The sequence below is a fragment of the Flavobacterium aerium genome, from assembly GCF_030766725.1.
GTDB lineage: Bacteria > Bacteroidota > Bacteroidia > Flavobacteriales > Flavobacteriaceae > Flavobacterium > Flavobacterium aerium.
Genome location: NZ_JARQWR010000011.1, coordinates 1 through 22,329, shown reverse-complemented (window position 1 = coordinate 22,329; position 22,329 = coordinate 1). Strand labels below are relative to the sequence as shown.

23 protein-coding genes and 1 CRISPR repeat array are annotated in these 22,329 nt (G+C 30.4%); of the genes, 15 read left to right on the top strand and 8 right to left on the bottom strand.

From position 1 onward, the window contains the following. Positions 1-64: 64 nt before the first annotated feature. The 3 genes from P6733_RS14655 to P6733_RS14645 are packed head-to-tail and all read right to left on the bottom strand — an operon-like array spanning position 65 to position 3,556. The gene (locus tag P6733_RS14655; RefSeq protein WP_306353682.1) at positions 65-709 is read right to left on the bottom strand and encodes a P-loop NTPase family protein; all 645 of its coding nucleotides are present in this window, start codon (positions 707-709) and stop codon (positions 65-67) included. 1 nt (position 710) lies between these two features. Then, entirely contained in the window at positions 711-1,556 is an 846-nt protein-coding gene (locus P6733_RS14650; RefSeq protein WP_306353681.1) for an AAA family ATPase, read from the bottom strand. A 17-nt stretch (positions 1,557-1,573) separates the two neighbouring features. Further along, positions 1,574-3,556, bottom strand: coding sequence for a hypothetical protein (locus P6733_RS14645; protein ID WP_306353680.1), 1,983 nt, complete (start codon positions 3,554-3,556; stop codon positions 1,574-1,576). 136 nt (positions 3,557-3,692) lie between these two features. Between P6733_RS14645 and P6733_RS14640 the strand changes: the two genes are divergently transcribed. Then, complete coding sequence (locus tag P6733_RS14640; protein ID WP_306353679.1) at positions 3,693-3,995, top strand: hypothetical protein; 303 nt, start codon at positions 3,693-3,695, stop codon at positions 3,993-3,995. A 94-nt stretch (positions 3,996-4,089) separates the two neighbouring features. Here P6733_RS14640 and P6733_RS14635 read toward each other — a convergent pair whose 3' ends face one another. From P6733_RS14635 to P6733_RS14625, 3 genes are read right to left on the bottom strand one after another with little or no spacing between them, the layout of a single operon-like run. Beyond that, positions 4,090-4,260 carry a hypothetical protein gene (locus tag P6733_RS14635; protein WP_306353678.1) on the bottom strand — a complete coding sequence of 57 codons (171 nt, stop codon included), beginning with the start codon at positions 4,258-4,260 and terminating at the stop codon, positions 4,090-4,092. Between the two features lies 1 nt (position 4,261). Continuing rightward, positions 4,262-4,387 (bottom strand): hypothetical protein, encoded by a 126-nt coding sequence (locus tag P6733_RS14630; RefSeq protein WP_306353677.1) that lies wholly within the window; start codon positions 4,385-4,387, stop codon positions 4,262-4,264. Beyond that, entirely contained in the window at positions 4,384-4,593 is a 210-nt protein-coding gene (locus P6733_RS14625) for a hypothetical protein (RefSeq protein ID WP_306353676.1), read from the bottom strand. Before P6733_RS14625 ends, P6733_RS14630 begins: the two co-directional genes overlap by 4 nt. 67 nt (positions 4,594-4,660) lie before the next feature. Here P6733_RS14625 and P6733_RS14620 point away from each other — a divergent pair, with 67 nt between their 5' ends. Together P6733_RS14620 and cas9 are read left to right on the top strand one after the other, a co-directional pair. Continuing rightward, a complete protein-coding gene (locus P6733_RS14620) occupies positions 4,661-5,368 on the top strand; it encodes a S24 family peptidase (protein ID WP_306353675.1) in 708 nt (235 codons plus the stop codon). A 714-nt stretch (positions 5,369-6,082) separates the two neighbouring features. Further along, entirely contained in the window at positions 6,083-9,658 is a 3,576-nt protein-coding gene (cas9, locus tag P6733_RS14615) for a type II CRISPR RNA-guided endonuclease Cas9 (RefSeq protein WP_306353674.1), read from the top strand. A 49-nt stretch (positions 9,659-9,707) separates the two neighbouring features. Beyond that, a CRISPR array of direct repeats spans positions 9,708-12,775; the repeat unit is 36 nt; unit sequence GTTGTGGTTTGATTAAAGATTAGAGAATACAACAAG. A gap of 146 nt (positions 12,776-12,921) precedes the next feature. On the opposite strand, the gene cas2 is transcribed toward cas9, so the two are convergent. Next, positions 12,922-13,251: a CRISPR-associated endonuclease Cas2 gene (gene cas2 / locus P6733_RS14610; protein ID WP_306353673.1), complete on the bottom strand. Its 330-nt coding sequence runs from the start codon at positions 13,249-13,251 to the stop codon at positions 12,922-12,924. Then, positions 13,227-14,141 (bottom strand): type II CRISPR-associated endonuclease Cas1, encoded by a 915-nt coding sequence (cas1, locus tag P6733_RS14605; protein ID WP_306353672.1) that lies wholly within the window; start codon positions 14,139-14,141, stop codon positions 13,227-13,229. The genes cas2 and cas1 overlap by 25 nt, the downstream gene beginning before the upstream one ends. A gap of 451 nt (positions 14,142-14,592) precedes the next feature. Between cas1 and P6733_RS14600 the strand changes: the two genes are divergently transcribed. The 12 genes from P6733_RS14600 to P6733_RS14545 all read left to right on the top strand — a co-directional run. Next, positions 14,593-15,912 (top strand): hypothetical protein, encoded by a 1,320-nt coding sequence (locus tag P6733_RS14600; protein ID WP_306353671.1) that lies wholly within the window; start codon positions 14,593-14,595, stop codon positions 15,910-15,912. Further along, positions 15,912-16,952, top strand: a complete 1,041-nt coding sequence (locus P6733_RS14595; protein WP_306353670.1) for a hypothetical protein — start codon at positions 15,912-15,914, stop codon at positions 16,950-16,952. The genes P6733_RS14600 and P6733_RS14595 overlap by 1 nt, the downstream gene beginning before the upstream one ends. 6 nt (positions 16,953-16,958) lie before the next feature. Then, positions 16,959-18,044: a hypothetical protein gene (locus P6733_RS14590; protein WP_306353669.1), complete on the top strand. Its 1,086-nt coding sequence runs from the start codon at positions 16,959-16,961 to the stop codon at positions 18,042-18,044. 7 nt (positions 18,045-18,051) lie between these two features. Continuing rightward, on the top strand, positions 18,052-18,474 hold the full coding sequence (locus tag P6733_RS14585) for a hypothetical protein (RefSeq protein ID WP_306353668.1): 423 nt from the start codon (positions 18,052-18,054) through the stop codon (positions 18,472-18,474). A 148-nt stretch (positions 18,475-18,622) separates the two neighbouring features. After that, positions 18,623-19,063, top strand: coding sequence for a hypothetical protein (locus P6733_RS14580; RefSeq protein ID WP_306353667.1), 441 nt, complete (start codon positions 18,623-18,625; stop codon positions 19,061-19,063). A gap of 17 nt (positions 19,064-19,080) precedes the next feature. Beyond that, positions 19,081-19,608: an Imm26 family immunity protein gene (locus P6733_RS14575; protein WP_306353666.1), complete on the top strand. Its 528-nt coding sequence runs from the start codon at positions 19,081-19,083 to the stop codon at positions 19,606-19,608. A 23-nt stretch (positions 19,609-19,631) separates the two neighbouring features. Then, positions 19,632-19,799, top strand: a complete 168-nt coding sequence (locus P6733_RS14570) for a hypothetical protein (protein ID WP_306353665.1) — start codon at positions 19,632-19,634, stop codon at positions 19,797-19,799. Between the two features lie 104 nt (positions 19,800-19,903). Further along, the gene (locus tag P6733_RS14565) at positions 19,904-20,287 is read left to right on the top strand and encodes a hypothetical protein (RefSeq protein WP_306353664.1); all 384 of its coding nucleotides are present in this window, start codon (positions 19,904-19,906) and stop codon (positions 20,285-20,287) included. A gap of 3 nt (positions 20,288-20,290) precedes the next feature. Beyond that, positions 20,291-20,671, top strand: a complete 381-nt coding sequence (locus tag P6733_RS14560; RefSeq protein WP_306353663.1) for a hypothetical protein — start codon at positions 20,291-20,293, stop codon at positions 20,669-20,671. Between the two features lie 65 nt (positions 20,672-20,736). Further along, on the top strand, positions 20,737-21,201 hold the full coding sequence (locus tag P6733_RS14555) for a hypothetical protein (RefSeq protein ID WP_306353662.1): 465 nt from the start codon (positions 20,737-20,739) through the stop codon (positions 21,199-21,201). Positions 21,202-21,337: 136 nt separating this feature from the next. After that, entirely contained in the window at positions 21,338-21,937 is a 600-nt protein-coding gene (locus P6733_RS14550) for a hypothetical protein (protein ID WP_306353661.1), read from the top strand. Between the two features lie 114 nt (positions 21,938-22,051). Beyond that, positions 22,052-22,329, top strand: a 278-nt coding sequence (locus P6733_RS14545) for a hypothetical protein (RefSeq protein ID WP_306353660.1), incomplete at its 3' end; no start/stop codon positions are given.

The window sequence follows — 22,329 nt, the reverse complement described above, 5'->3', positions numbered from 1 at the left end:
TTGTTGTTTTAAATTATACTCTTTTAAGGGTTTTGATTTTACAGTATTTTTAATAATAGAATTGTTATCCTTTTTGTAAAATTTTAGACATTCTTTCGTCGTAACCTTGTTGCCAAATAACTTTATTTTCATAAGCTTCAAATCGGTTTTTCTCGACTATGGCATTATAATTATCAACATTTATCACAATATCAGCATCGTAATAAATATCATCTGCAATTTTACCTTTAGGCTTTTTTCCATCTGCTCCACTTATCCAAATAAATGTAGTATCCTTGAATTGGTTGATAAATTCAAAATAATGCTCGCTTCTCATTTTCCTAAAAAAGTATTGAACTGAATCAATTACCACTATTTTAGCTTGGCGTTTTTGGCTTAATCTAGCTGTTAACTCAGGTATGGTTTCCATCTGAAAATTGAAGCCTGAAACTCCTTTCATATTGTTTCTTTTTAGAGCCATTTGAAACCCTTTTTTCATTCCTTCTTCAGATGTGTTGTAGTGTACTTTTTGATTATTTGAACAAATCTGTTTGACGACCTGCAACACATAAGAAGTTTTGCCATGTCCTGAGCCACCATAAACTAACCAATGACTATTTCCTTGTTGCGGTTCTCCTAAATGGTTTTTCCATTCATCAGTTATTTTTATAGTTTTAAACTTTATTTTCTCAACATCTTCATAACTGTAAACTCTTGGTACCTTAATCATCCTAAGTGATATTTTTACGATTTAAAAAATAACTCTCTATGTCCTGTTTTACTCTTCTTAAATCGCCCTCACAATTATTAAATATGATTTCGATTCTTTCAGTATCTGTCAAACCGTTTTCTATACAAATAGCTGATACATCAGAAAGTACTACAGGCTTAAGTTTTAAGAACTTTCTACCTATTCTAGACCACAATTCAAAATATCCTGATCTATCTGCTTTTACTCCTCGCTTAATTCTTTTTTCGAGAGCAGGAACTCCCGAAAGTAAAAAACCACAATGCCCAACTAAATCATTATAGAAATCAATAAAGAAATCCATAGAGCCATCTTTTAGTTTATCCATTTGATCAATAATTACCAAGGGCTTTTCTAGTCCACTCAAATGATCAATAAAACGCTCTACCAAATCTTCTGTAGTTCCGAAATCATCTAACCCACAGGCAGTAACTAATGCTTTAGCATAACTTTTTGATTTCCAAAAGGTCTTACATTCTATATAGATTACGTTGGGTAATGTACTTGCTATTAACTTATAAGTTTGGCTTTTGCCTGCTCCTGCATCATACGAAATCCCAAAACTGATTGATTTTTCTTTTGCCTTTTCTGCATGGCGATAGATGTACTCTAAATTGGTAGTTTGAGCTGTTTTCCAATCCAACTCTATTCGCAGCTTTACTTTGACTTTTCGCCACATTTCATCTTTTATAAGTGCCCAATTATCGTTTATCATTTGGCTTATTGTTGCTGATGATACTCCCGCCTTGGTTGCTACTTTATTTTGTGATGTTAAAGCACATAAATGCTTTATTTCTTTTACGATCTGTTGTTTTTGTTCAGTTGTCATTGGTACTTTTCTTTAGGTTAAAAATCATATTCCTGTTGGGTTGCCTCAGCTATTAACTGCTCTACTTTTGTGGTATTCCCTCCCATTTTTATAAGTAAGTCAGTATCTTCTATTAATACTTCTCGATTAATTCCTGTACGTTGTTCAAGGGCTTTAAGTTCTCTCTGTGTACGTTCAAGTTCTAATTTTCTGACCTGCATATCTGTAAACCATTTCTCTTTATCGCCATCTTTCATTAAAGCAGGTATATTTTGATGTTTTCTTTTCGGTTCGGCATTGGCTACCCAAACATAATTTCCTTTTTCATCTTTGGTATATAGTTGCACATAACCGTCTAGAAAATCAGGATCGTAACGCACTTTGAATTTTTTACCAATGTTTTTATATCTAAAATCAAGGTCGACAGCACCTGTTTTGTCGTAGACTTCAAACTCATAATCAACACCTGCTATGTTTAGGTTCATTCCGTTGGCTTTGTAGGTCACTAATCGTTTAGTTTCTTCAATCCACATCTTATCCATAATATCCCAAAGTGTTAGTGGTTCTTGCATTGGCATTTCATGTTGGTAAACTTCATTTCGAGTAGCCTCAAATTTTGGATGTTTTTTATTATTCCAAATATTTACTGCTGCTAACCATGCTTTTTGCAATTCTTCCACAGTTTTTAAGTGATCTTTATTATCCAGGATAAAATCAACATTCATTTTATTATCATCTCTTCTTACCATTACACCTTGACCATCTGAAAACCAAAACTTGGTAATTACTAGATGTTGGAAACGTGTAAACAACTGTTCAGATGGGTTAGAGTGACCTCGTGCCTTATTAGGGTGATGCATACCACGATCTTCTGCCATAAGCGAATCGTAAAGAGTTTGCATTCTTTCCATTTTATGCCCTCCTTGATGGTCATAAGTGAGGTAATATGGTCGGCATTGTGATTCATTGACTGCCATCTTTATAGTTTTAAAATGCTCAATATGACTTTCGGTAAATGATAAATCCCAACCTATTATTTTCTCTGAATACACATCAAACATCACATCAATTTTGAGTTTTGCACCCATTTTATTGCTAGAATCATCCCAGTAATGGATCCAGTCTAGTTTAGTACCATCTATCGCCCAATAAGCATTTGGAAACCATTCACTTTTATCTCTTGTAATGGTGTGTTTGTACTTTTTGTTGTAAGCAGATAGTCCGTGACGTGCCAAAGTCCAAATACGTTCTTGTTCCGGTTGGTATAAGAAATTGTAAATACCTTGTTCGGTTAAACTTTTCCATCCATATTTTAAAGCTTCCACATCATAACTGGCTAAAACCTCAGGAATAGACATTTTAATAGGTAGACAATATTTTGCAAGCAGGAAATCGGCAATTTCATCCTTAATAATCTGTGCATTCTTTTGTCCTTCCCCTTTATGCAAAAAAACTTCATAACCATTTTTCAAATAGTCCTCAAACTTTGCTTTTAATCTGCGTGGATTTCCGGGTAGTGAAAAAATCCATTTTTTAGGATTAATTCCATTTACCGCAATACTTACTTCGTTCCAAACCATGCTGCTTTTTGTTCCAAAGGCTTTACGTTTTAATTTAGGGTCATTAAATAGCATTTGAATACCGTTTAAAATCATTGCATTGGTTGCTTTTTCTCGTTGATCTTCGTCAGATAATTGTCTCCCATTTGGTTTACGGTGTTCAGCAAAGAATTTAGCAGCTTTCACATCAGGAAGTATATAAGCTTCAAGTTGATTACGTACAACCACATCTTTGGGATGTCCTTCCTTTTCTATACATACTTTTTTGAAATCAATCCCTTTGTGAACTGGTAAATCATGGAAGCTTACAAAAGCTTCATTTCCAGTGCCTCGACCTTCCTTAGTACGGACTAGTTTACCTCTCTTACATAAATTTTGATAATTTATATATGATAGTAATCCCCAGTCTTCGTAAAGCAGTTTAGCAGGAATTGATAGTAAATTGTTGTGGTATTCGTACATAATATATTTATTTTATACTTCTGATTTTTATTTCAGATTTACAATTTCGTTCCCGCCCAGTACTCGAAACTGGGAGTGTGCCACTCGGGAGGTTTTCACTATATTTGAAAAATCTAACTTTTAACTTAATAGTGATATGACAACTGATGAAAAAAACCAAGAATTAGAAATTATTATTGATAATCTCATAGTTCAAAGTGGCTTGTCAATAGCCAAACAAGGTGCAATGATGCAAATGGTATTAGGAATTTATCGGGAAACTTTTGATAAAGAAAAATACAACCTCATTGTTACACAATTCATTAAACTTTGGGAAAAATATTGTCTGGACACTCTTGAAGGACTTGAACAGATGAATGTAAATTCGGATTTGATTTTACGTCAGAAAGAGGATGTAAAGTCCAACATAAGCCTGATGCGAAAAGAACTTTTGAGTTAAGTTCTCTAAAAAAAATTTCTGTTTTCATAATTACTTTTTTTATATTTCTTTAATTAAAACAATTGCTAAAAAATTGGAATTTAATATTTGTTAGTCAACCTTTTGGAGGTCTAACTGATGATAAATCCTTAAACATATTTTCAAAATCTGTTAGGGAAAATTCAATTCGTTTTTGTTTTTTTTCTTCTATCAAAACTTCTCTTATTATTGGTGCAAGAAGTTTTTTTAAATTTGAATAGAGGATTCTCTTTAGTAATCTTTTCATTTTAAAGGGCTCTTAAACGGTTAATAATTCGTCTTTTGATTACTAGACCAAATAGTGTAGTTACTTTTTCGCTATAAGTTATTCGGTCTAGTTTTTCATTTAGATGATGGATAATTCTTGTTCTCATAATAAATTGTTTTTAATGTTTTCTACTGTGACAGCATATTGTTTCACTGCTTCATTGTATTCTTTAATTAATCTATCAGGAATAATACCCGTACGATCTCCTCTTAAACACTTACGGATGTAATTAACCGTTACCCCGTATTTTATTTCTAATACATTAAGGATTTCCGTATTGTAAACTCTTCTATTTTTTGTTTCTTTGCTCATAGTCTATTTTGTCCCTTTGTTAGGTACAAATATAAACGATAATTTTCGTAACAAAAAAATATTTACGATGAAATTCGCAACAACAAAAGAAAGAATCATTCAATTTATTGAAAAAGAAGGTATTGGAACTAAGGAGTTTTTGGAAAAAACTGGAATAAAGAGAGGGTTTTTAGATACTGACAAATTAAAAGCAACTGTTAATGATGTTTTTATAGCGAAAATAATCGCAAAATATGAAAATATTAATCTTGAATGGCTTTTAACTGGTCAAGGTACCATGTTAAAAAACACCGAAGTTGGTATAATAACAGAAAACGTTCCGTCAGTAAGAAAAACTAAAGATAGAGTATATGACTTTCAAAGAGTGCCTTTGTTTAACTTAGAGGCAACGATGGGGCTTGTTCCATTACTTGAAAATAATGATTCAGCAGAAGAAGCCATTATTGATTATTTGAGTATTCCAAACCTTTCGGCATGTGATGGCGCCATTTATGCAACTGGTGATAGTATGTACCCTTTACTTAAATCAGGTGATATCGTTGCTTATAAAAAAATTGAACCACAAAACATCTTTTTTGGGGAGATCTATATAGTATCAATCTATCTTGATAGTACTTCTACCTATAAAACAATCAAATTCATTCAAAAATCAGAACTAGGAGATGATTATATAAAAATGGTTTCTCAAAACCAACATCACCCACCTAAAGATGTTAAAATAGATCAGATTGCTGCTATAGGACTTATCCGGGCATCAATTAGAATACATAACTAATTAAATACATAACTTTTCGACTGAATGATAAACACTAAATTGTTTGATCAAAAACAATAGTTAAATTGATTATTGTTGTTGATTTTCAATAAGTTAAGGTTTTTTTAATAAAAAAAACGTGTCATTTCACACTACTTATAGAGTTCTTTTTAGCATTTATAAGTAGTGTATATGTCGTTTCACACTATTTATAAGCATCATTTTTTAACGTGTTTTGACAACCTAAGTGACAACCTAAGTGATAATCTAATATGTTTTTTACCTAATAATGAGACACAAAAAAACCTCTGATTATGGAGGTTTTTTTAATAGTGTTTAATCTATATTTAATAAGTGTTTAAATGCTCTAAATGCTTTGTTTTTAAGGCATATCACTATATTGGAGCAGTATATTAAGTCTTAATGGTAGTAGCCCTATTAAATGAGATGTGTTCTTTATCGGAAATGGTAGTATAATGGTACTATATTGTACAATTCATTATTTTATACAAAATCCCACTAGATGCCGTAAACCCCTTATTTTATTGGGTTTTTCAACCTTTTTTTATTAGTTCTTATTGTACAATTCATTATTTATTATTTACTTCACTAAATACGATTTTAAAAAAACACGAAAATGATATTGATAAAGCGAAAGAAGAGATCATTACTCGATTAAATAGAAAAGAGGATTTAGGAGCTGTTAAGAGAGAAATTGGTGAAATTTCTCAAGCAATGAAAAATGGGGGATTTTCTACTTTGGGGCAATACTTCTTTAGTCTATACAGTAAAGACAAGATAAGAAATAAGTATACCGCTAGGGAGGAACATTATTTAAAAGAGTTTGAAGTACTTTGTAAAATACAAGAAATTGAAGGGATTAATGAAAAAGAACAATTGCCTGAAAAAAGATATATTGGGCTTGCTAAAAATTTGTACAAAGCAATTTTTTTTCAACGTCCTTTAAAATCACAAAAAGGATTAATTGGGAAATGTTCTTTTGAAAAAAATAAATCCCGTTGCGCCATCTCACATCCTGATTTTGAAGAATACAGAATGTGGACTTATTTGAATACTATTAAATATGGAACACAATCAGAAAAAACTTTACGGTTTCTTTCGAAAGAGGAAAAGTTAAGTTTGATATCTAAATTTTTAAGAAAAAAAGACAACTTCAACTTTGAGGATTTAGCGAAAGAGTTGATTCCAAAAGGAGCAACTTTCGGATTTTATAAATCTTCCAGAAAAGATGAATTCCATTATTGGTTTAATTATAAGTTAACAGATACAGTTTCAGGGTGTCCAGTTTCAGCGTCTTTAAAAAATGCTATTGGAGAAGATTGGAGAAACAAAAAATTCACTTATAAAACCTTAAATTCAAAAGAACAAGAGGCATCAAGAACTGTTGATTATAGAGATTTATGGCACTTGCTGTCTGTTTCCACATCAGATGCTTATCTGTATGAATATGCCAATGCCAAGGATAAACTTGATTTAGGTCCTAAAAATGCAAAAGCGTTTAGTAAAATACGTCTGAAAAAAGATTATGCGAGTTTGAGTTTAAATGCTATTAATAAAATTTTGCCTTATGTAAAAGAAGGTTTGTTGTATTCTCATGCAGTATTTATGGCTAATATAGAAAGTATTGTAGATGAGAGAATATGGAATGATGCAGAGCAAAGAAAATTTATTCAGGATAAAATAGCGGTAATTATAGAAAATCACACTTATGAAAATGGTTTGCTGGAAGCCGTAAATTCTTTGATAAAAGAATGTAAAACAAATGGTTTTTTTTACTCGAAAGAAGCAGAAGTAACCTATAAAAGTGATTTGAATAAAAAATTAGGTGTATTCTTCAAATATAATTCGATTGAAGATAAAGAAGTTGTTTTAGATGAATTATTCCCAATATTTATTCAGCAATTAAAAGCATATGAATTTGTAAAGATTAAACGTTTAGACGAAAAAGTTTTAGAATTTTTAAATGGAGAAAATGAAAATGGAGAAGTATTTTGTTCTGATGAAAAACGCCTAAAAAAACTTTATCATCCATCGGATATTGAGATTTTTAAAAAGAAAATTATCAAAGATGAGTTTGGAAATGAAAAAGTAGTTTTAGGAAGTCCTATAACATCTTCTATAAAAAATCCTATGGCGATGCGGGCTTTGCATCAATTGCGAAAAGTGTTGAATACATTAATTTTTGAAGGACATATTGATGAAAAAACAAAGATTCACATTGAAATGGCTCGCGAGCTAAACGATGCCAACAAAAGAAAAGGAATTCAAGATTATCAAAATGAATTAAAGAAAAAACGAGAAGAAGCTGTCAAAGAAATAAAAAAACTTTACTTAGAAGAATGCAAAAAAGAAATTGAACCAACGGAAGATGATTTATTACGTTATCAACTTTGGTTAGAACAAAATAAAGCAGAAATATATGAAGAAGGCAGAAATATTAGTATTTGCGATATAATTGGGAGTAACTCAAAATATGATATTGAGCATACTATTCCTAGAAGTGTTTCTCAAGACAATTCTCAAATGAATAAGACGCTTTGTAGTCAGAAATTTAATAGGGCTATCAAAGGAAATAAAATACCATTTGAATTATATAATCATCTAGAAATACTCCCAAGAATAAAGCATTGGAAAGTGGAGTCGGATAATTTAAGTAGGGAGATTGAAATAATTACACGTTCGATAAAAGGAGTTGCAACAAAAGAAGCAAAAGATAAAAAAATAAGACGCAGACACTATTTAACGCTTAAGAGAGATTATTTAAAAGGTAAATATGAACGATTTATTTTGGAAGAACCTAGAGTAGGTTTTAAAAATAGTCAAATTCCTGATACAGGGATTATTACTAAATATGCTCAGGCCTATTTAAAATCATATTTCAGGAGAGTTGAAAGCGTAAAAGGTGGGATGGTTGCCGAATTCAGAAAAATTTGGGGAATTCAGGAAAGTTATCAAGAAAACGATAAAAAATATCATTATAAAAAAGATAGAAATAAGCATACACATCATGCCATTGATGCTATTACTATTGCTTGTATGACTAAAGAAAAATATGATATATTGGCAGAAGCCTGGACAAATGAAGATGGGGGGAGACTTACAGAGGCAAGAAAATTATTGGCAGATTCCAAACCTTGGAAAACCTTTAAAGAAGATTTAAAGAAAATAGAAGATGAAATTTTAATTTCACATTATACACCAGATAATGTGAAAAAACAATCAAAAAAAATTATCAGGATTAGAGGTAAGAAGCAATATGTTGCAGAAACGGAAAAAAATGGTAATGGCAAAACTGTTCTAAAAAAAGATTTCAATCAAAAAATAATTTACAAGATAGATAAGGATGGAAATAAAATTCCAAGATTGCAACAAGGAGATACTATTCGTGGCTCTCTGCATCAAGACAGTATTTATGGAGCGATTAAAAACCCATTAAATAATAAAGAAATCCGGTATGTTATTCGAAAAGATTTGGAAAGTATAAAAACCTCTGATGTCGAAAGTATAGTTGATGAGGTTGTAAAAGAAAAAATAAAAGAAGCCATCGAGAACAAGGTCTTACTTATATCTTCTAATCCACAACAAAAGAATAAATTAACAGAGAATAGAAAAGTTTGGATGAATGAGGAAAAGGGAATTGCAATCAATAAAGTCAGATTGTATGCGAATAACGTTAAAAACCCTATAGAAATAAAAGAGCATAGTCAATTGTCAAAATCGAGACATGAACATAAACAAAAAGTATATGGGCAGAATGAAGAGAATTATGCGATGGCTATTTATGAATTAGACGGTAAGAAAGAATTTGAATTAATAAACAATTTTAATTTAGCTAAATTAATAAAAGAAGGCCAAGGCTATTATCCACTAAATAAAGTAAAAGAAGTTAAGAATAAAAAAGTACAGATTCCGATAGCGAAAAGTAATAATAGAGATGTAATTTTAAAAAGAGGTTTACAAGTTGTTTTTTATGATAAAGAAAATGAAAAGCCTAAAGATATTACAGAAATAATTGATTTTACAGGGAGGAAATATATTATTGAAGGATTATCTATTCAGAGAATAGTTAGATCTTCAGGAAAAGTGGATGAATATGGGACAATATCTTTTAGGTATTTTAATGAAGCCAGAAAATCGGATGAAATAAAAAAAGATAATTTTAAACCAGACGGAGTTTTTAAATTAGAAGAAAATAAACCAACGAGAAAAATGAATCACAGTCAGTTTTCAGCATTTATTGAAGGAATAGATTTTAAAGTTTTATCCTCAGGGAAAATAGAAAAGATATAAATTAAAAAAAATCGATAAGTAACTTTTTAAGGGTAGGGATTGTAATTACATTTTGGATTGATTAAAGATTAGAGAATACAACAAGGGATTTAGAACAAGAGTTAGTGAATTAGTAGTTGTGGTTTGATTAAAGATTAGAGAATACAACAAGAGCTCACCATCAATTGAAGGTAAAGTTACTGTTGTGGTTTGATTAAAGATTAGAGAATACAACAAGACTAGAAATTAGTTCTAATCCTCTATTCATGTTGTGGTTTGATTAAAGATTAGAGAATACAACAAGGAGGTTAAAAAACTTAATGCTCAGTTAGATGTTGTGGTTTGATTAAAGATTAGAGAATACAACAAGAATATTGCTTTGTCATTAACTAACTCGTTAGTTGTGGTTTGATTAAAGATTAGAGAATACAACAAGATTCAACTTTAAGAGGTTCTAACCTAACAGTTGTGGTTTGATTAAAGATTAGAGAATACAACAAGATGTATCACGAGTGTTTACTCGGATGGCGGGTTGTGGTTTGATTAAAGATTAGAGAATACAACAAGCAGTAAACACCGCTCATTTATAAACTGGGGTTGTGGTTTGATTAAAGATTAGAGAATACAACAAGGTAAACAATGTAAACAATAATTTCCTTAAGGTTGTGGTTTGATTAAAGATTAGAGAATACAACAAGACTTTTCAAAAACAACCACTGAATCAATTCGTTGTGGTTTGATTAAAGATTAGAGAATACAACAAGTGGAACATATTTGGTGGCTAATGGTGATGCGTTGTGGTTTGATTAAAGATTAGAGAATACAACAAGTGCAAAAGCAGAGCGTATCCAATTACAAGGGTTGTGGTTTGATTAAAGATTAGAGAATACAACAAGAGACAATCTTATTGCTGCTTCTTTACTCAAGTTGTGGTTTGATTAAAGATTAGAGAATACAACAAGGGGAAAGGTCAAGGACACCCCGTTAGAGTCGTTGTGGTTTGATTAAAGATTAGAGAATACAACAAGTACTAAAAGACCTCTTTACTAAGTATGGCAGTTGTGGTTTGATTAAAGATTAGAGAATACAACAAGCACTGAATTTACTAGGATTGGCCAATTCGAGTTGTGGTTTGATTAAAGATTAGAGAATACAACAAGCCTACGCTCGTCAATAAATTAAGTGCGTCAGTTGTGGTTTGATTAAAGATTAGAGAATACAACAAGCGTTGGAAGAGAGCAACTCTCAACAATAGTGTTGTGGTTTGATTAAAGATTAGAGAATACAACAAGGTTGGGCTTCACTGCGTTTTTTGCCCACTCGTTGTGGTTTGATTAAAGATTAGAGAATACAACAAGCGTTTTCGAAGAAGGGATACAAAACACAGGGTTGTGGTTTGATTAAAGATTAGAGAATACAACAAGCGATTATTAACTTTTGGACCTGTTCAGCTAGTTGTGGTTTGATTAAAGATTAGAGAATACAACAAGCATTTGTATACAGGTAATGAAAAACGTTATGTTGTGGTTTGATTAAAGATTAGAGAATACAACAAGCCCCTCTCTGAAAGACTCCAGATAAATGCTGTTGTGGTTTGATTAAAGATTAGAGAATACAACAAGGCTATCTTACGAATTAAACACGGAGGTGACGTTGTGGTTTGATTAAAGATTAGAGAATACAACAAGAACCCTAAATGTTGCTTTTTTAAACAACGAGTTGTGGTTTGATTAAAGATTAGAGAATACAACAAGTCTAGCATCTGATTCTTTACAGTCACATGTGTTGTGGTTTGATTAAAGATTAGAGAATACAACAAGTCTAGCATCTGATTCTTTGCAATCACATGTGTTGTGGTTTGATTAAAGATTAGAGAATACAACAAGTGTACCATACTACTTTAGAAATTAGAGTTGGTTGTGGTTTGATTAAAGATTAGAGAATACAACAAGTTGGATTTTAAAAGAGGTTTGGATGAAAAAGTTGTGGTTTGATTAAAGATTAGAGAATACAACAAGCAATTTATGATAATCCGGATATCGTTTTTGGTTGTGGTTTGATTAAAGATTAGAGAATACAACAAGAAGTGGAACACAAATCACTTCCCTACCAGAGTTGTGGTTTGATTAAAGATTAGAGAATACAACAAGCATCTCTAATTTAGTCATATCAACATAAGTGTTGTGGTTTGATTAAAGATTAGAGAATACAACAAGAGTGATAAATTATTAAGTTGAAAACAATAAGTTGTGGTTTGATTAAAGATTAGAGAATACAACAAGGTAAACAATGTAAACAATAATTTCCCTAAGGTTGTGGTTTGATTAAAGATTAGAGAATACAACAAGATTCGGGAGGGCTTTTACTATTCAAAAATAGTTGTGGTTTGATTAAAGATTAGAGAATACAACAAGAATACTATATTTGTGTACATACTAATGTACGTTGTGGTTTGATTAAAGATTAGAGAATACAACAAGTATCACCAGTTCTTTAATGGGGGTACAGGTGTTGTGGTTTGATTAAAGATTAGAGAATACAACAAGCCAAGATGCCTATTTCGGATCTTTTCACTGGTTGTGGTTTGATTAAAGATTAGAGAATACAACAAGCGTTTTCGAAGAGGGGATACAAAATACGGGGTTGTGGTTTGATTAAAGATTAGAGAATACAACAAGACCTAATTCAAACATCACATTTGGATTTTTGTTGTGGTTTGATTAAAGATTAGAGAATACAACAAGCGTATTTTTGAGTTTGCTGTGAAAATCACGTTGTGGTTTGATTAAAGATTAGAGAATACAACAAGGGGAAAGGTCAAGGACACCCCGTTCGAGTCGTTGTGGTTTGATTAAAGATTAGAGAATACAACAAGGCGTTTAGTAAAGACGAGATACTTATTCTAGTTGTGGTTTGATTAAAGATTAGAGAATACAACAAGGAAAAACAGAAGCGTTTAATAGATCAAGTGTTGTGGTTTGATTAAAGATTAGAGAATACAACAAGTTTACAATTCCTGCACGAACTAAATCTCCAGTTGTGGTTTGATTAAAGATTAGAGAATACAACAAGAGAGATCTTAAATTACTCTCATCACCTCAAGTTGTGGTTTGATTAAAGATTAGAGAATACAACAAGAGTCTGTTTGTTTCCTTCTGATATATAACGGTTTATGAAGGAATATCGTTTAAAAAAATGCTGCTTTTATGGTTTGATAGCCCATAATTGCAGCATTTTTTCTATTCTAGGATAGTGTCAGGTTAAAATTCTTTAGACGAAGTATATCAAAATAATTCTAATTGTGTGGGTTGAGGTGCTGAGGGTAGTTCTGTTTTCCCCCAGAAGTTTTGAATATTACCAAATTGTTTATCAGTAATTCGAAGTACACTTACTTTCCCTAGAGGAGGTAAAAGCTTATAGATGCGTTTCTCATGTACATCAGCACTTTCACTGCTTGCACAATGGCGTATATAAACAGAATATTGCATCATTGAAAATCCATCTTTCAATAAATTAGTTCTAAATCCAGAAGCGTTTCGTCTGTCTTTTTTTGTTTCTGTAGGTAAATCAAAAAAAACAAATAACCACATTATCCTATATCCGTTAAGTTCCATAATGCGGGATATTTAATTTTTTTTCGATTGCCGGTTAAGCATTGTTGTAGAGAACTTGCGGTTTTTTGTAGAGCTATAATTAAAGGACTTTTTTCTTCTTTAAAATAAACAGTTCTTGTTAGTATTTGTAATAATTCAGCTTTAATAACGGTATTTAGTTCTTGTTCATCAAAATGTTGCATAATTTCAAAAACTTTTTCATCTACAATTGGACGAAACGGTTCCATGATATCATCAGCAAGTGCAAAAGCATTGTATTTACTTTTATGATGAATGCCTAATGTATTTAATAAACCACTTCCAGAAAGGGCTCTTGCTGTTGCAGCTCTTAAAATGGCATAGCCATAATTCAAAAAATTATTAGGGTAGTCACCATATCGTTCTCGTTTAATTCCATCCATTTCTAGAGTGGGTTGAGGGAAATACTTCCAATATTGCTGTGCAGCGACCCCTTCCATATTAGATGAATCTCCACTCAAGACCTTACTGGCTAGAAAAACAAAGCTATTTTTTGATTGCGTTAATTTTTCGAGCAGCAGCCCTTGATTTTTAATTTTTTCTATTATTGTTTGCTGCCATAACTGTTTTTTTAGAGGGATAGATGCTTCAATTTGATTTTTAAATATTTCTTGTTGAATGTGATGACTATTTAAGTTTAATAACATTCCATTAGGAAGATGACTCTTTCCGCATATAATGATAGCAGTATTATTTTCAACAAGTAGATTCATAGCAGGAATACTGAGATAGATTTCATTGTGATCCAAAACAAGAAAACCAATATCTTCAATGGGAATAGAGCTTTCTTTTGTCTCAGACTTTAGTACTAACTGGTTGTTTCTTGTTGTTATGGAAAATTTGTTTTCAATTAAAACAGTTCTTTTTAGCATAAATTCAAATTTGAAATTAGAAGTACATTAGTGTGAGTAAGGATTTTTTATTTGTTTGTCTAAAGTTCGATTTTTAAGAAACGTTGTTTTTACGGTTTTCCATAATTGAAATGAAGAATTGGGTTATACTGCTTAGTTCAACTACACCATTAAAAGTAAAAGGCATATATTTTCCTTTAAAAATACTTCCAATTTTAAAATAATTAAACAATTAAAAAATATGCATTAAATGCATGATTTAATACATTATTTTAGTCCCCTTTCCTTCCCGAATAAAGTAAAATAAGCAGTTTTACGATTGAAGTTTGTTTTTAAATAATTGTATGTTATTTGGTTAATTTTATGTATTTAATACATAATTATAAAATAATTTTCATTATTTTTTCTTAATTCACAAATAAATTGATTATTTTTATTCCTCTACAATGTTTGGTTTTAAATAATGATAGACATGAAATATTTTTATCTTTTCCTTTTTCCTATTCTTACTTATGGTCAAGTAAACTTTTCTGGTATGCCACAAACGGTGCTTCCATCCTATGGAAACACAATTCAAATTAATACAGGTTATGATGCAAACAATGAGAATTTAAAACAGCAAAGACAGCATGAAATGATACGGAAGGAAGTAGACCAAAATGAAAAGAATAGAATAGAAAATTTAAAAGAATTATACCGCGACATTAATGAATTAAAATCGGATATTAATTATAACCTTCCCGACCTCTCCCATCTAAAAGGAACATCGTATTACCATACTGTTTTTGATAAGCTACTCCAATTACAGGAAGATACCTATTCGATAAAAGAGATTAATTTCGATATCGAAAATGCCTTTTATGAAAACAAACTTGACAAAGAGGAATTCAATACCGTAATTGCACAAACAAGCCAGTTTTTATTGGCAAAAATGAATGAATTAGGGTATGATGTACAGAGTAATTCAGCTAAGAATTACATGCTATTTCAATTTTTTTCAGAAACTTTAGCGCTCAAGTCAACCAAACAAAAGCACCTGGCTTTTAAATATGACTTTGAAGATTATACTGGAAAAGACAATTACTCCAAGTTGTTTGTCTCGAAGCTTCTGGCAACGGGTACAGGACAATGCCATTCCATGCCGTTGTTGTATCTTATTTTAGCAGAATCCCTGCAAGCAGAAGCTTATCTGGCTCTTTCTCCAAATCACTCTTATATCCGTTTTCCTGACGATGCTGGAAAATGGTTCAATATTGAACTGACAAATGGAATGTTCTCGACAACCTCCTATATCTTACAATCAGGATATATAAAATCCGAAGCCCTCCAAAATAACATCTATATGGAGAACCTTTCAAAGAAGGAACTCTTAGGCCAACACTATACCGATTTAGCCAGTGGTTATATCCACAAATTTGGCTATGATGAATTTGTAGAAAAAATAATTGATAAAGCATTAGAATACTATCCCAACAGCGTAAACGCAAGAATTGTGAAAGCCAATAGTGCAAAAGCACGATTTGAATACGTCATGCAACAATTGGGAATAAATCCGCTCAATCACCAAGAATTACAGAATATTAGAAATTTTCCAAAAGCGGTAACCTTACTCAATGAAGTAAACCAACGCTATGACGCTATTGATAATTTAGGATATGAACCCATGCCAGAAGAAGTCTATCAACAATGGTTGCAATCCATGACGGATGAAAAACAAAAACAGGACAATGAGACACTCTCGAAACAATTAAAAGGAGTATTAAAACAAACGTCTAAAAAAAGTAAAAACTAATGCAGAAATATATACAATTCATCCTCTACTTTTTAGTTACGTTACCAGTGATTGCCCAATCTCAGGAAAAAAGCTATGAGCAAAGCTTTGCCACGCTGAATGAGATGCTAATTGATGAAAACAATTACAGTTTTAAGAAAGCTGTTTTTTCGGTTGAAAATGCCTATTTGAATGGAAAATTAGATACTGTATTTATTAATAATGAAATACAATTTCTTAAAAATTTATGCAACTCCTTAATAGAAAATCGGTTTTTGGCCTATGTAGAAAAGGATAAAAAAGACGTAAATAAATGGGCTTCTGCCTATCAGATTATGTGCGATAGCATTCCAATAATTATTAAAGACGAACAATACAAATATATCCCATTTCAATACGATTTTCAAGATGTATTTGGGAATCAGGAATTGTCAAGCAGATTTGTTTCGAAGCTGTTCTATACCCGAAAAGGAAATTGTCATTCCCTTCCATATTTATACAAGATTCTCTGCGAAGAATTAGGCACCACAGCCCATTTGGCCTTAGCGCCCAATCATGTTTATATAAAACACCAAAACAAAAAGAATGGTTGGTACAATACAGAACTCACCAGTGGTATTTTTCCCAACGATGCCTGGCTTATGGCCTCGGGATTTATTCACATCGAAGCCATTAAAAACGGGGTGTACATGAAAGCATTGAACAACAAAGAAACCATTGCCTTAGTCGTAATGGATTTGGCAAATGCCTATCAAGAAACCTTCCCTCAAAACGATGGTACTTTTCTTTTAAGATGCGCAGAAACAGCAATAAAAGCTTATCCAAACCTAGCGACAGCCTTGATTTTAAAAGCCGAAATTCATAAAAAGAATATAGAAGCAGAAACAGATTCCCAAAAAGCAAGAATCGCCTTTGCAACATTAGAAAAAGAATATGCACACATCCATGCAATAGGCTATCGCTATATGCCAGAGGAAATGTATATAAATTGGCTTATTTCATTAAAGACGGAAAGAGATAAGTATGAAAACAAGAAATTGAATACCTTTAACAAACAATAATGAATTATGAAAAAACTTTATTTTTTAATTTTTTTCTTTTTCATAGTTGGCCTAGTAACTGCACAGGAACAATTATCAAAAGAAGAAATAGCGCGGAGAGAAAAGAACATTGAAGCCGCTAATCCTTTTAAGCAATTTGGATATAAAGCCAAAATAGCGACCTTAAGCAAGGGGAAATACCTAGAAGTACATGATTTGGATAGTATTGTTACTATTGGTTCCATCCGTTTTCATGTAGATCGAAAAGAGATAGTAGGCAATGCTCCACTGGATACTATTAATGGCATCTATGCCCGACCGATAGGCGATGTGCCCAGTCGATGGCTTTCTCCAGATCCTTTGAGTGAGGAGTTTCCAGATTGGACACCGTATAGGTTCGGGTTTAACAATCCTATACGATATAATGATCCAACTGGTATGTTAGAAAATGATGGAGATTATTTCGACAAAAATGGACAATATTTGGGTTCTGATAATATTGATGATAAAAAAATATATATCACAAGTAATTCTAATCCTTTATTTTTAAAGAGTGATTATTCTATTTTTAACACACCAAAAGGATTTTATAATAAGAATGGATCTGTGAATGAAGCTGTAGCGCAAAAGTATTCTAAAGATATAACTGATTCGAGTATTAATAGATCTGATGTTGCTGGAGGTATATTAAATCATTACTATCAAGAAGCGGGTTATAATTTAAAAGAATTAAAATCAGGAAAAATTGATGATACGTCTTCATCTGATCAAGCTTTAGCATCTGCAAGATTGGGTGGGGTTACTGGAAGATCAGGATACTTAGCAGAAGGAGAAAAGGCAATATTAGTTGATTATTCTGCTTTAGGAAGAACAGTAAATAATGGATATGATATTCTTAATTTATTTTCTCATGAAAGAGGGAAACATATTCCAGATTTATTAGAAGGTAAGATATCACTTGGGGCATGGATTTTGGAAAACAGAGCAACACTACATCAATTAAAAAGCCCAACATGGGAAAAGACTTCCCCTGAATTTCAAAAACATATAAAAGTATATCAAGGATATTATTTATATCCTAATGAGTATCAAAAATATTTTAATCAAAAATAAACGTACTATGAAATATGTATTATTAATATTTGTAATTATATCTATAATTTCTTGTGGTAAGAAACAGGTAGAAAAAGAATTATGTTTTATGACGCTAAAGTATAAGACAAATGAAAGTCCCATAGAACCTGCATTAATAAAAGTAAGTGTTATTGATAATCAATCAGTTATTGAAAAAAGTATGAAGAATGAACAGTTTAAGCAAGTTTTATTCTATTCAATAAAAGAAGATCAAAAGATAGGTTTTTATATGAAAAAAAACTCTTATGAGAAAAGAGAGGATACTATAATTCTTTATTTAGGAACAAGCTATTTTAGCGCAAATAAAGATCGGAAATGGGAATCAAAAGAGGTTGAAGATTATTTAACGCAAAAAGGAATAGGATTGGTAATAGGAAAAGATACAATTAGAATGGATAAATGTAATTAGTGTTAAGGATTAATTTTAGTAGATAGAACAATATAATCTTCAATATAATCGCATGAAATATTCATTATTAATATTTGTAATTATATTTACAATTTCTTGTAATAAGAGAGATTCAGAGATTTTTTTTGATAAAAATTTAATATCTAAAATGTCAGAAGAAACCTTTGAACTACCTTCCCAATATAACATGATAATACTTTTTGGAAAGTGTAAAGAAGGTAATGTCAAATTAGTTTATATGAATGAATTAAGAGCAATTTATAAGTTAAGATATAGTAAAATGACTTATTTGGATTACCTGAATGAGGTATTAAACCAAAAGTTAGATATCAGTGATGAGAAAGAAACAGAATGTTTTGATTTAAATAAAGAGATTACAGAAAAGTATAATTCACATTCACTTAGTGATTTTATAAATATCTACTATGACAAACCACAAGAAGATACATTTAGATTAAAGAATGGTTTGTCAAAAGAAGAACAAGAAACAATTTTTTATTATCTCTTTAAGAATAACTATCTAACTGTGTTTGATGATTATATTGGGTTTTATTATGTTATAAAATCCAATTCATTATATCAACCTTGATGATATAAAATTTCATGATGATAAGATTTAAATTAAAAATTGGAGATATATTCACAATACCATTAAGCGAAAAAGAAGTTGGCTTTGGACAAATTGTATGTTTTCCAAATTCAAAAAATGCTTTTATAATGTGTGTATTTGATATTAAACAAAGTAAGGAGACACCTATAGAAATTCAAAAAATATGTAATACGCCATTATTATTTTTGGGTTATTCAACAGATGCTAAATTATATCATAAACATTGGGAAATAATTGGAAATTCAATAAAAAATATTGATTCAATTACAATGCCTTATTTTCGATTAGGAACACCGCCCAAAGATATTTATTTAATTAATTATAAAGGAGATAGGTTAAAGTCAATAAATATAAAAGAGTTTGATATGCTTGATTATGAAACCAATTATGCTCCTATTCGTTATGAAAATGCTTTAAAAGCTCATTTTGGATTTGGGGAGTGGATACCAGAGAACTATAATAATCTTTTATATAAATTCACATTAGATTCGAATGAAATAGCAAAAAGAATATTAAATAAATAATAGGACGAGGGATTGAAGAAGAGATGAAGAAAAAAGATGATACGACTACACTGTATTTAGGAATAAATTATTTTGATAGAGATAAGAATCATAGATGGGAACAAAAAGAGATTGAAGATTTTCTAATAAAAAGTAATATTGGCTTAGTTATAGGTAACGATACTTTAATTGTAAAATTATGTAAGTATTAATGAGGTCATTAATATTTATCTTATTACTAAAAACCATAGTTTTTTTGAAAGGGGAAGAGTACTAAGTAAAGAAGAATAATATTTTAATATACAGAATATAATATATGAAATACAGTATTATAATTGTTGTGGTCTATTTATTTGCATCCTGCAAATCAAGCTCTATAAAAACAACCATCAATGAAAAAGAATATATGGTTCTAAGTATTGATTCCATTAATAGTGTGTATGTAATTCGAGCAAAAAGCGAAAAAAAATATTATAAAATTTTATCTGTAAAAACTACAAAGAAGAATTCTAAATGTGATAAAATTCAAGTAGGTAAAACGTACAATTTCAAATTAAATCCTGGTTTTCTCAGTGATCCTATTTTTCCTATAAATGTTGATGGTTACATGTTTAATAATGAGATTATAACAATTGAGAAAGATTCTATTTATGATATACATGAAGCAAAGAATCTAAAGGGATTATGTTTTAAGAAATAGATCATGAAAAAATCACTAATGTTATTATTCATCATTTTTACTTCCTGCAAATCAAGCTCTGTAAAAACAACCGTTAATGAAAAAGAATATACGGTTCTAAGTATTGATTCGATTAATAATGTATATGTTATTCATGCGAAAAAAGATAGCTTGTATTTTAAAATCTTATCTTTTAAAACAGAAGGGAGATTTTCTAAATGCAATAAAATTCAAACTGGAAAATCGTATGATTTTAAATTAAACCCTGGATTTTTAAGTGATGATAGATTTTCAATTAATCTTGATGGTATTTGGTATCACGGAGAAACGATTAGAATTGAGAGAGATTCAATTTATGATTTACACGAAGCAAAGAATCTAAAGGGATTATGTTTTAAGAAATAGATCATGAAAAAATCACTAATCTTTAGGTAGCAATAGATTTACTACAGAATATAAACCGATAGAAAATGAAAACTAAATTTTTTTTTATATTGTTTTTTGCAATTTTTAGTAGTTGTAAAAATGAAGCTGATATTGATAATTATATCATCAATGATGAAAATAATTATTGGGTATATTATAGTACTTCTCAAACAGGTTATATCTATTTCAAATTTCATAAAGACAAAACGTACGATAAATACATTAGAGATTTACAAGGAAATTTTAAGAGATTCAATAAGGATGGGGATTTGATTGATAGCGATAGAAAATGGTCTGTGAGTAATGACAGTATATTTAGTTGGGGAGCCCATAAGTATGATCTTGTAAACTGTAATGAGAAAGTATTAGTACTATCCTATGAAGATAGAGTGACAAAGCTTCCAAAAAACATTTTTTTGATTAAAGAAGAAAGAGGAGAGTTTAGAAAAAGTCCTTATTTTTTCGAACAAAAAAGGAAAAATAACCCAGCTAAATATCGTAGTCTTTAATTAACATGTTTTAATAATTTATCAAAATATAGTTTTATTGTAAAGAAAAAAATAGAAATACGATAATCAGTAAAAGGTTATCATTAAATCTCTAGTGAAGTTTCAGTAAAAAGAATGGAAGGGTTAAAGAAAAAATATGGTAAATAAAGAAAGAAAAATAAATGAATTTTGGAATTGGTTCTCCGTGAACCAATTAAATTTACAATCTGACAAGATTTCAAATGAAAACATTTCTCAGTTAAATAGAGAAATTATGACAATGGGAGATTTTAATTGGGAAGTTAGAGAGGGTAATAACGCGAAAAATATGCTTATTATATCCCCAGGAGGAGATTTGAACTTGTTAAGTTCCACAAAAAGAATTATTGAATTAGCACCTGAAATTGAAGATTGGGAATTCTACTATTATAAGCCATCCAAAAAATGGAATTATCGGTTAGTTTTAAATGAAGAAATGAATGTCAAAAAGATTTTAGATGTTAAAAATTGGGAATATGTTCTTTATAAATTTTCTGATGGAACATTTGATATAATTTTAAAAACTGATAATTTGAATGAATTAGATGAAAATCAAAAAGCATTGATTGCTGATATAGTTTTAGAAAGTATATTAGGAGAAGAGCAAAGTTTAAAGTTTATAAAAAACGTAGAATTCGTAGATGAATTTAATGATTTAGATAAGTCAAAAAAAAATCCAATAAAATTTTTGCAGGAACATTTTGCAGAATTAATATAGTTCAGAGAATTGGAGAGACAATAACAATTGAGAAAGATTCTATTAATGTTTACCAAAGTAAATACCTAAGTTTAGTTGAAAGCGAAAAATGCTTTAATCGATAATTTTAAATTTATGAAATATATTAGCTTAATTATTATAATTTATTTGTTTACTTCATGCCATTCATCTTCTAAGAAAGAGATATTTTGTATTAAAGATGTGTCATATGATTCTCGTGAAATGGCACTTACTCCAGCCTTAATTAAAATTATAATTAAGGATCATAATGGTATTATTTCTAAAGAGATAAAAGCAAATTTAGTAAAAGATATCATTTTTTACTCAATTGAAAAACAGGATAGATTCTATTTTAAAAAAGGAGATTATTATGAAGAGAAAGATGGAGATAT

Coding starts and splice junctions, on each gene's coding strand:
- P6733_RS14655 (WP_306353682.1), bottom strand. CDS start 709: ATGATTAAGGTACCAAGAGTTTACAGTTATGAAGATGTTGAGAAAATA.
- P6733_RS14650 (WP_306353681.1), bottom strand. CDS start 1,556: ATGACAACTGAACAAAAACAACAGATCGTAAAAGAAATAAAGCATTTA.
- P6733_RS14645 (WP_306353680.1), bottom strand. CDS start 3,556: ATGTACGAATACCACAACAATTTACTATCAATTCCTGCTAAACTGCTT.
- P6733_RS14640 (WP_306353679.1), top strand. CDS start 3,693: ATGACAACTGATGAAAAAAACCAAGAATTAGAAATTATTATTGATAAT.
- P6733_RS14635 (WP_306353678.1), bottom strand. CDS start 4,260: ATGAAAAGATTACTAAAGAGAATCCTCTATTCAAATTTAAAAAAACTT.
- P6733_RS14630 (WP_306353677.1), bottom strand. CDS start 4,387: ATGAGAACAAGAATTATCCATCATCTAAATGAAAAACTAGACCGAATA.
- P6733_RS14625 (WP_306353676.1), bottom strand. CDS start 4,593: ATGAGCAAAGAAACAAAAAATAGAAGAGTTTACAATACGGAAATCCTT.
- P6733_RS14620 (WP_306353675.1), top strand. CDS start 4,661: ATGAAATTCGCAACAACAAAAGAAAGAATCATTCAATTTATTGAAAAA.
- cas9 (WP_306353674.1), top strand. CDS start 6,083: ATGAAAAATGGGGGATTTTCTACTTTGGGGCAATACTTCTTTAGTCTA.
- cas2 (WP_306353673.1), bottom strand. CDS start 13,251: ATGGAACTTAACGGATATAGGATAATGTGGTTATTTGTTTTTTTTGAT.
- cas1 (WP_306353672.1), bottom strand. CDS start 14,141: ATGCTAAAAAGAACTGTTTTAATTGAAAACAAATTTTCCATAACAACA.
- P6733_RS14600 (WP_306353671.1), top strand. CDS start 14,593: ATGAAATATTTTTATCTTTTCCTTTTTCCTATTCTTACTTATGGTCAA.
- P6733_RS14595 (WP_306353670.1), top strand. CDS start 15,912: ATGCAGAAATATATACAATTCATCCTCTACTTTTTAGTTACGTTACCA.
- P6733_RS14590 (WP_306353669.1), top strand. CDS start 16,959: ATGAAAAAACTTTATTTTTTAATTTTTTTCTTTTTCATAGTTGGCCTA.
- P6733_RS14585 (WP_306353668.1), top strand. CDS start 18,052: ATGAAATATGTATTATTAATATTTGTAATTATATCTATAATTTCTTGT.
- P6733_RS14580 (WP_306353667.1), top strand. CDS start 18,623: ATGTCAGAAGAAACCTTTGAACTACCTTCCCAATATAACATGATAATA.
- P6733_RS14575 (WP_306353666.1), top strand. CDS start 19,081: ATGATAAGATTTAAATTAAAAATTGGAGATATATTCACAATACCATTA.
- P6733_RS14570 (WP_306353665.1), top strand. CDS start 19,632: ATGAAGAAAAAAGATGATACGACTACACTGTATTTAGGAATAAATTAT.
- P6733_RS14565 (WP_306353664.1), top strand. CDS start 19,904: ATGAAATACAGTATTATAATTGTTGTGGTCTATTTATTTGCATCCTGC.
- P6733_RS14560 (WP_306353663.1), top strand. CDS start 20,291: ATGAAAAAATCACTAATGTTATTATTCATCATTTTTACTTCCTGCAAA.
- P6733_RS14555 (WP_306353662.1), top strand. CDS start 20,737: ATGAAAACTAAATTTTTTTTTATATTGTTTTTTGCAATTTTTAGTAGT.
- P6733_RS14550 (WP_306353661.1), top strand. CDS start 21,338: ATGGTAAATAAAGAAAGAAAAATAAATGAATTTTGGAATTGGTTCTCC.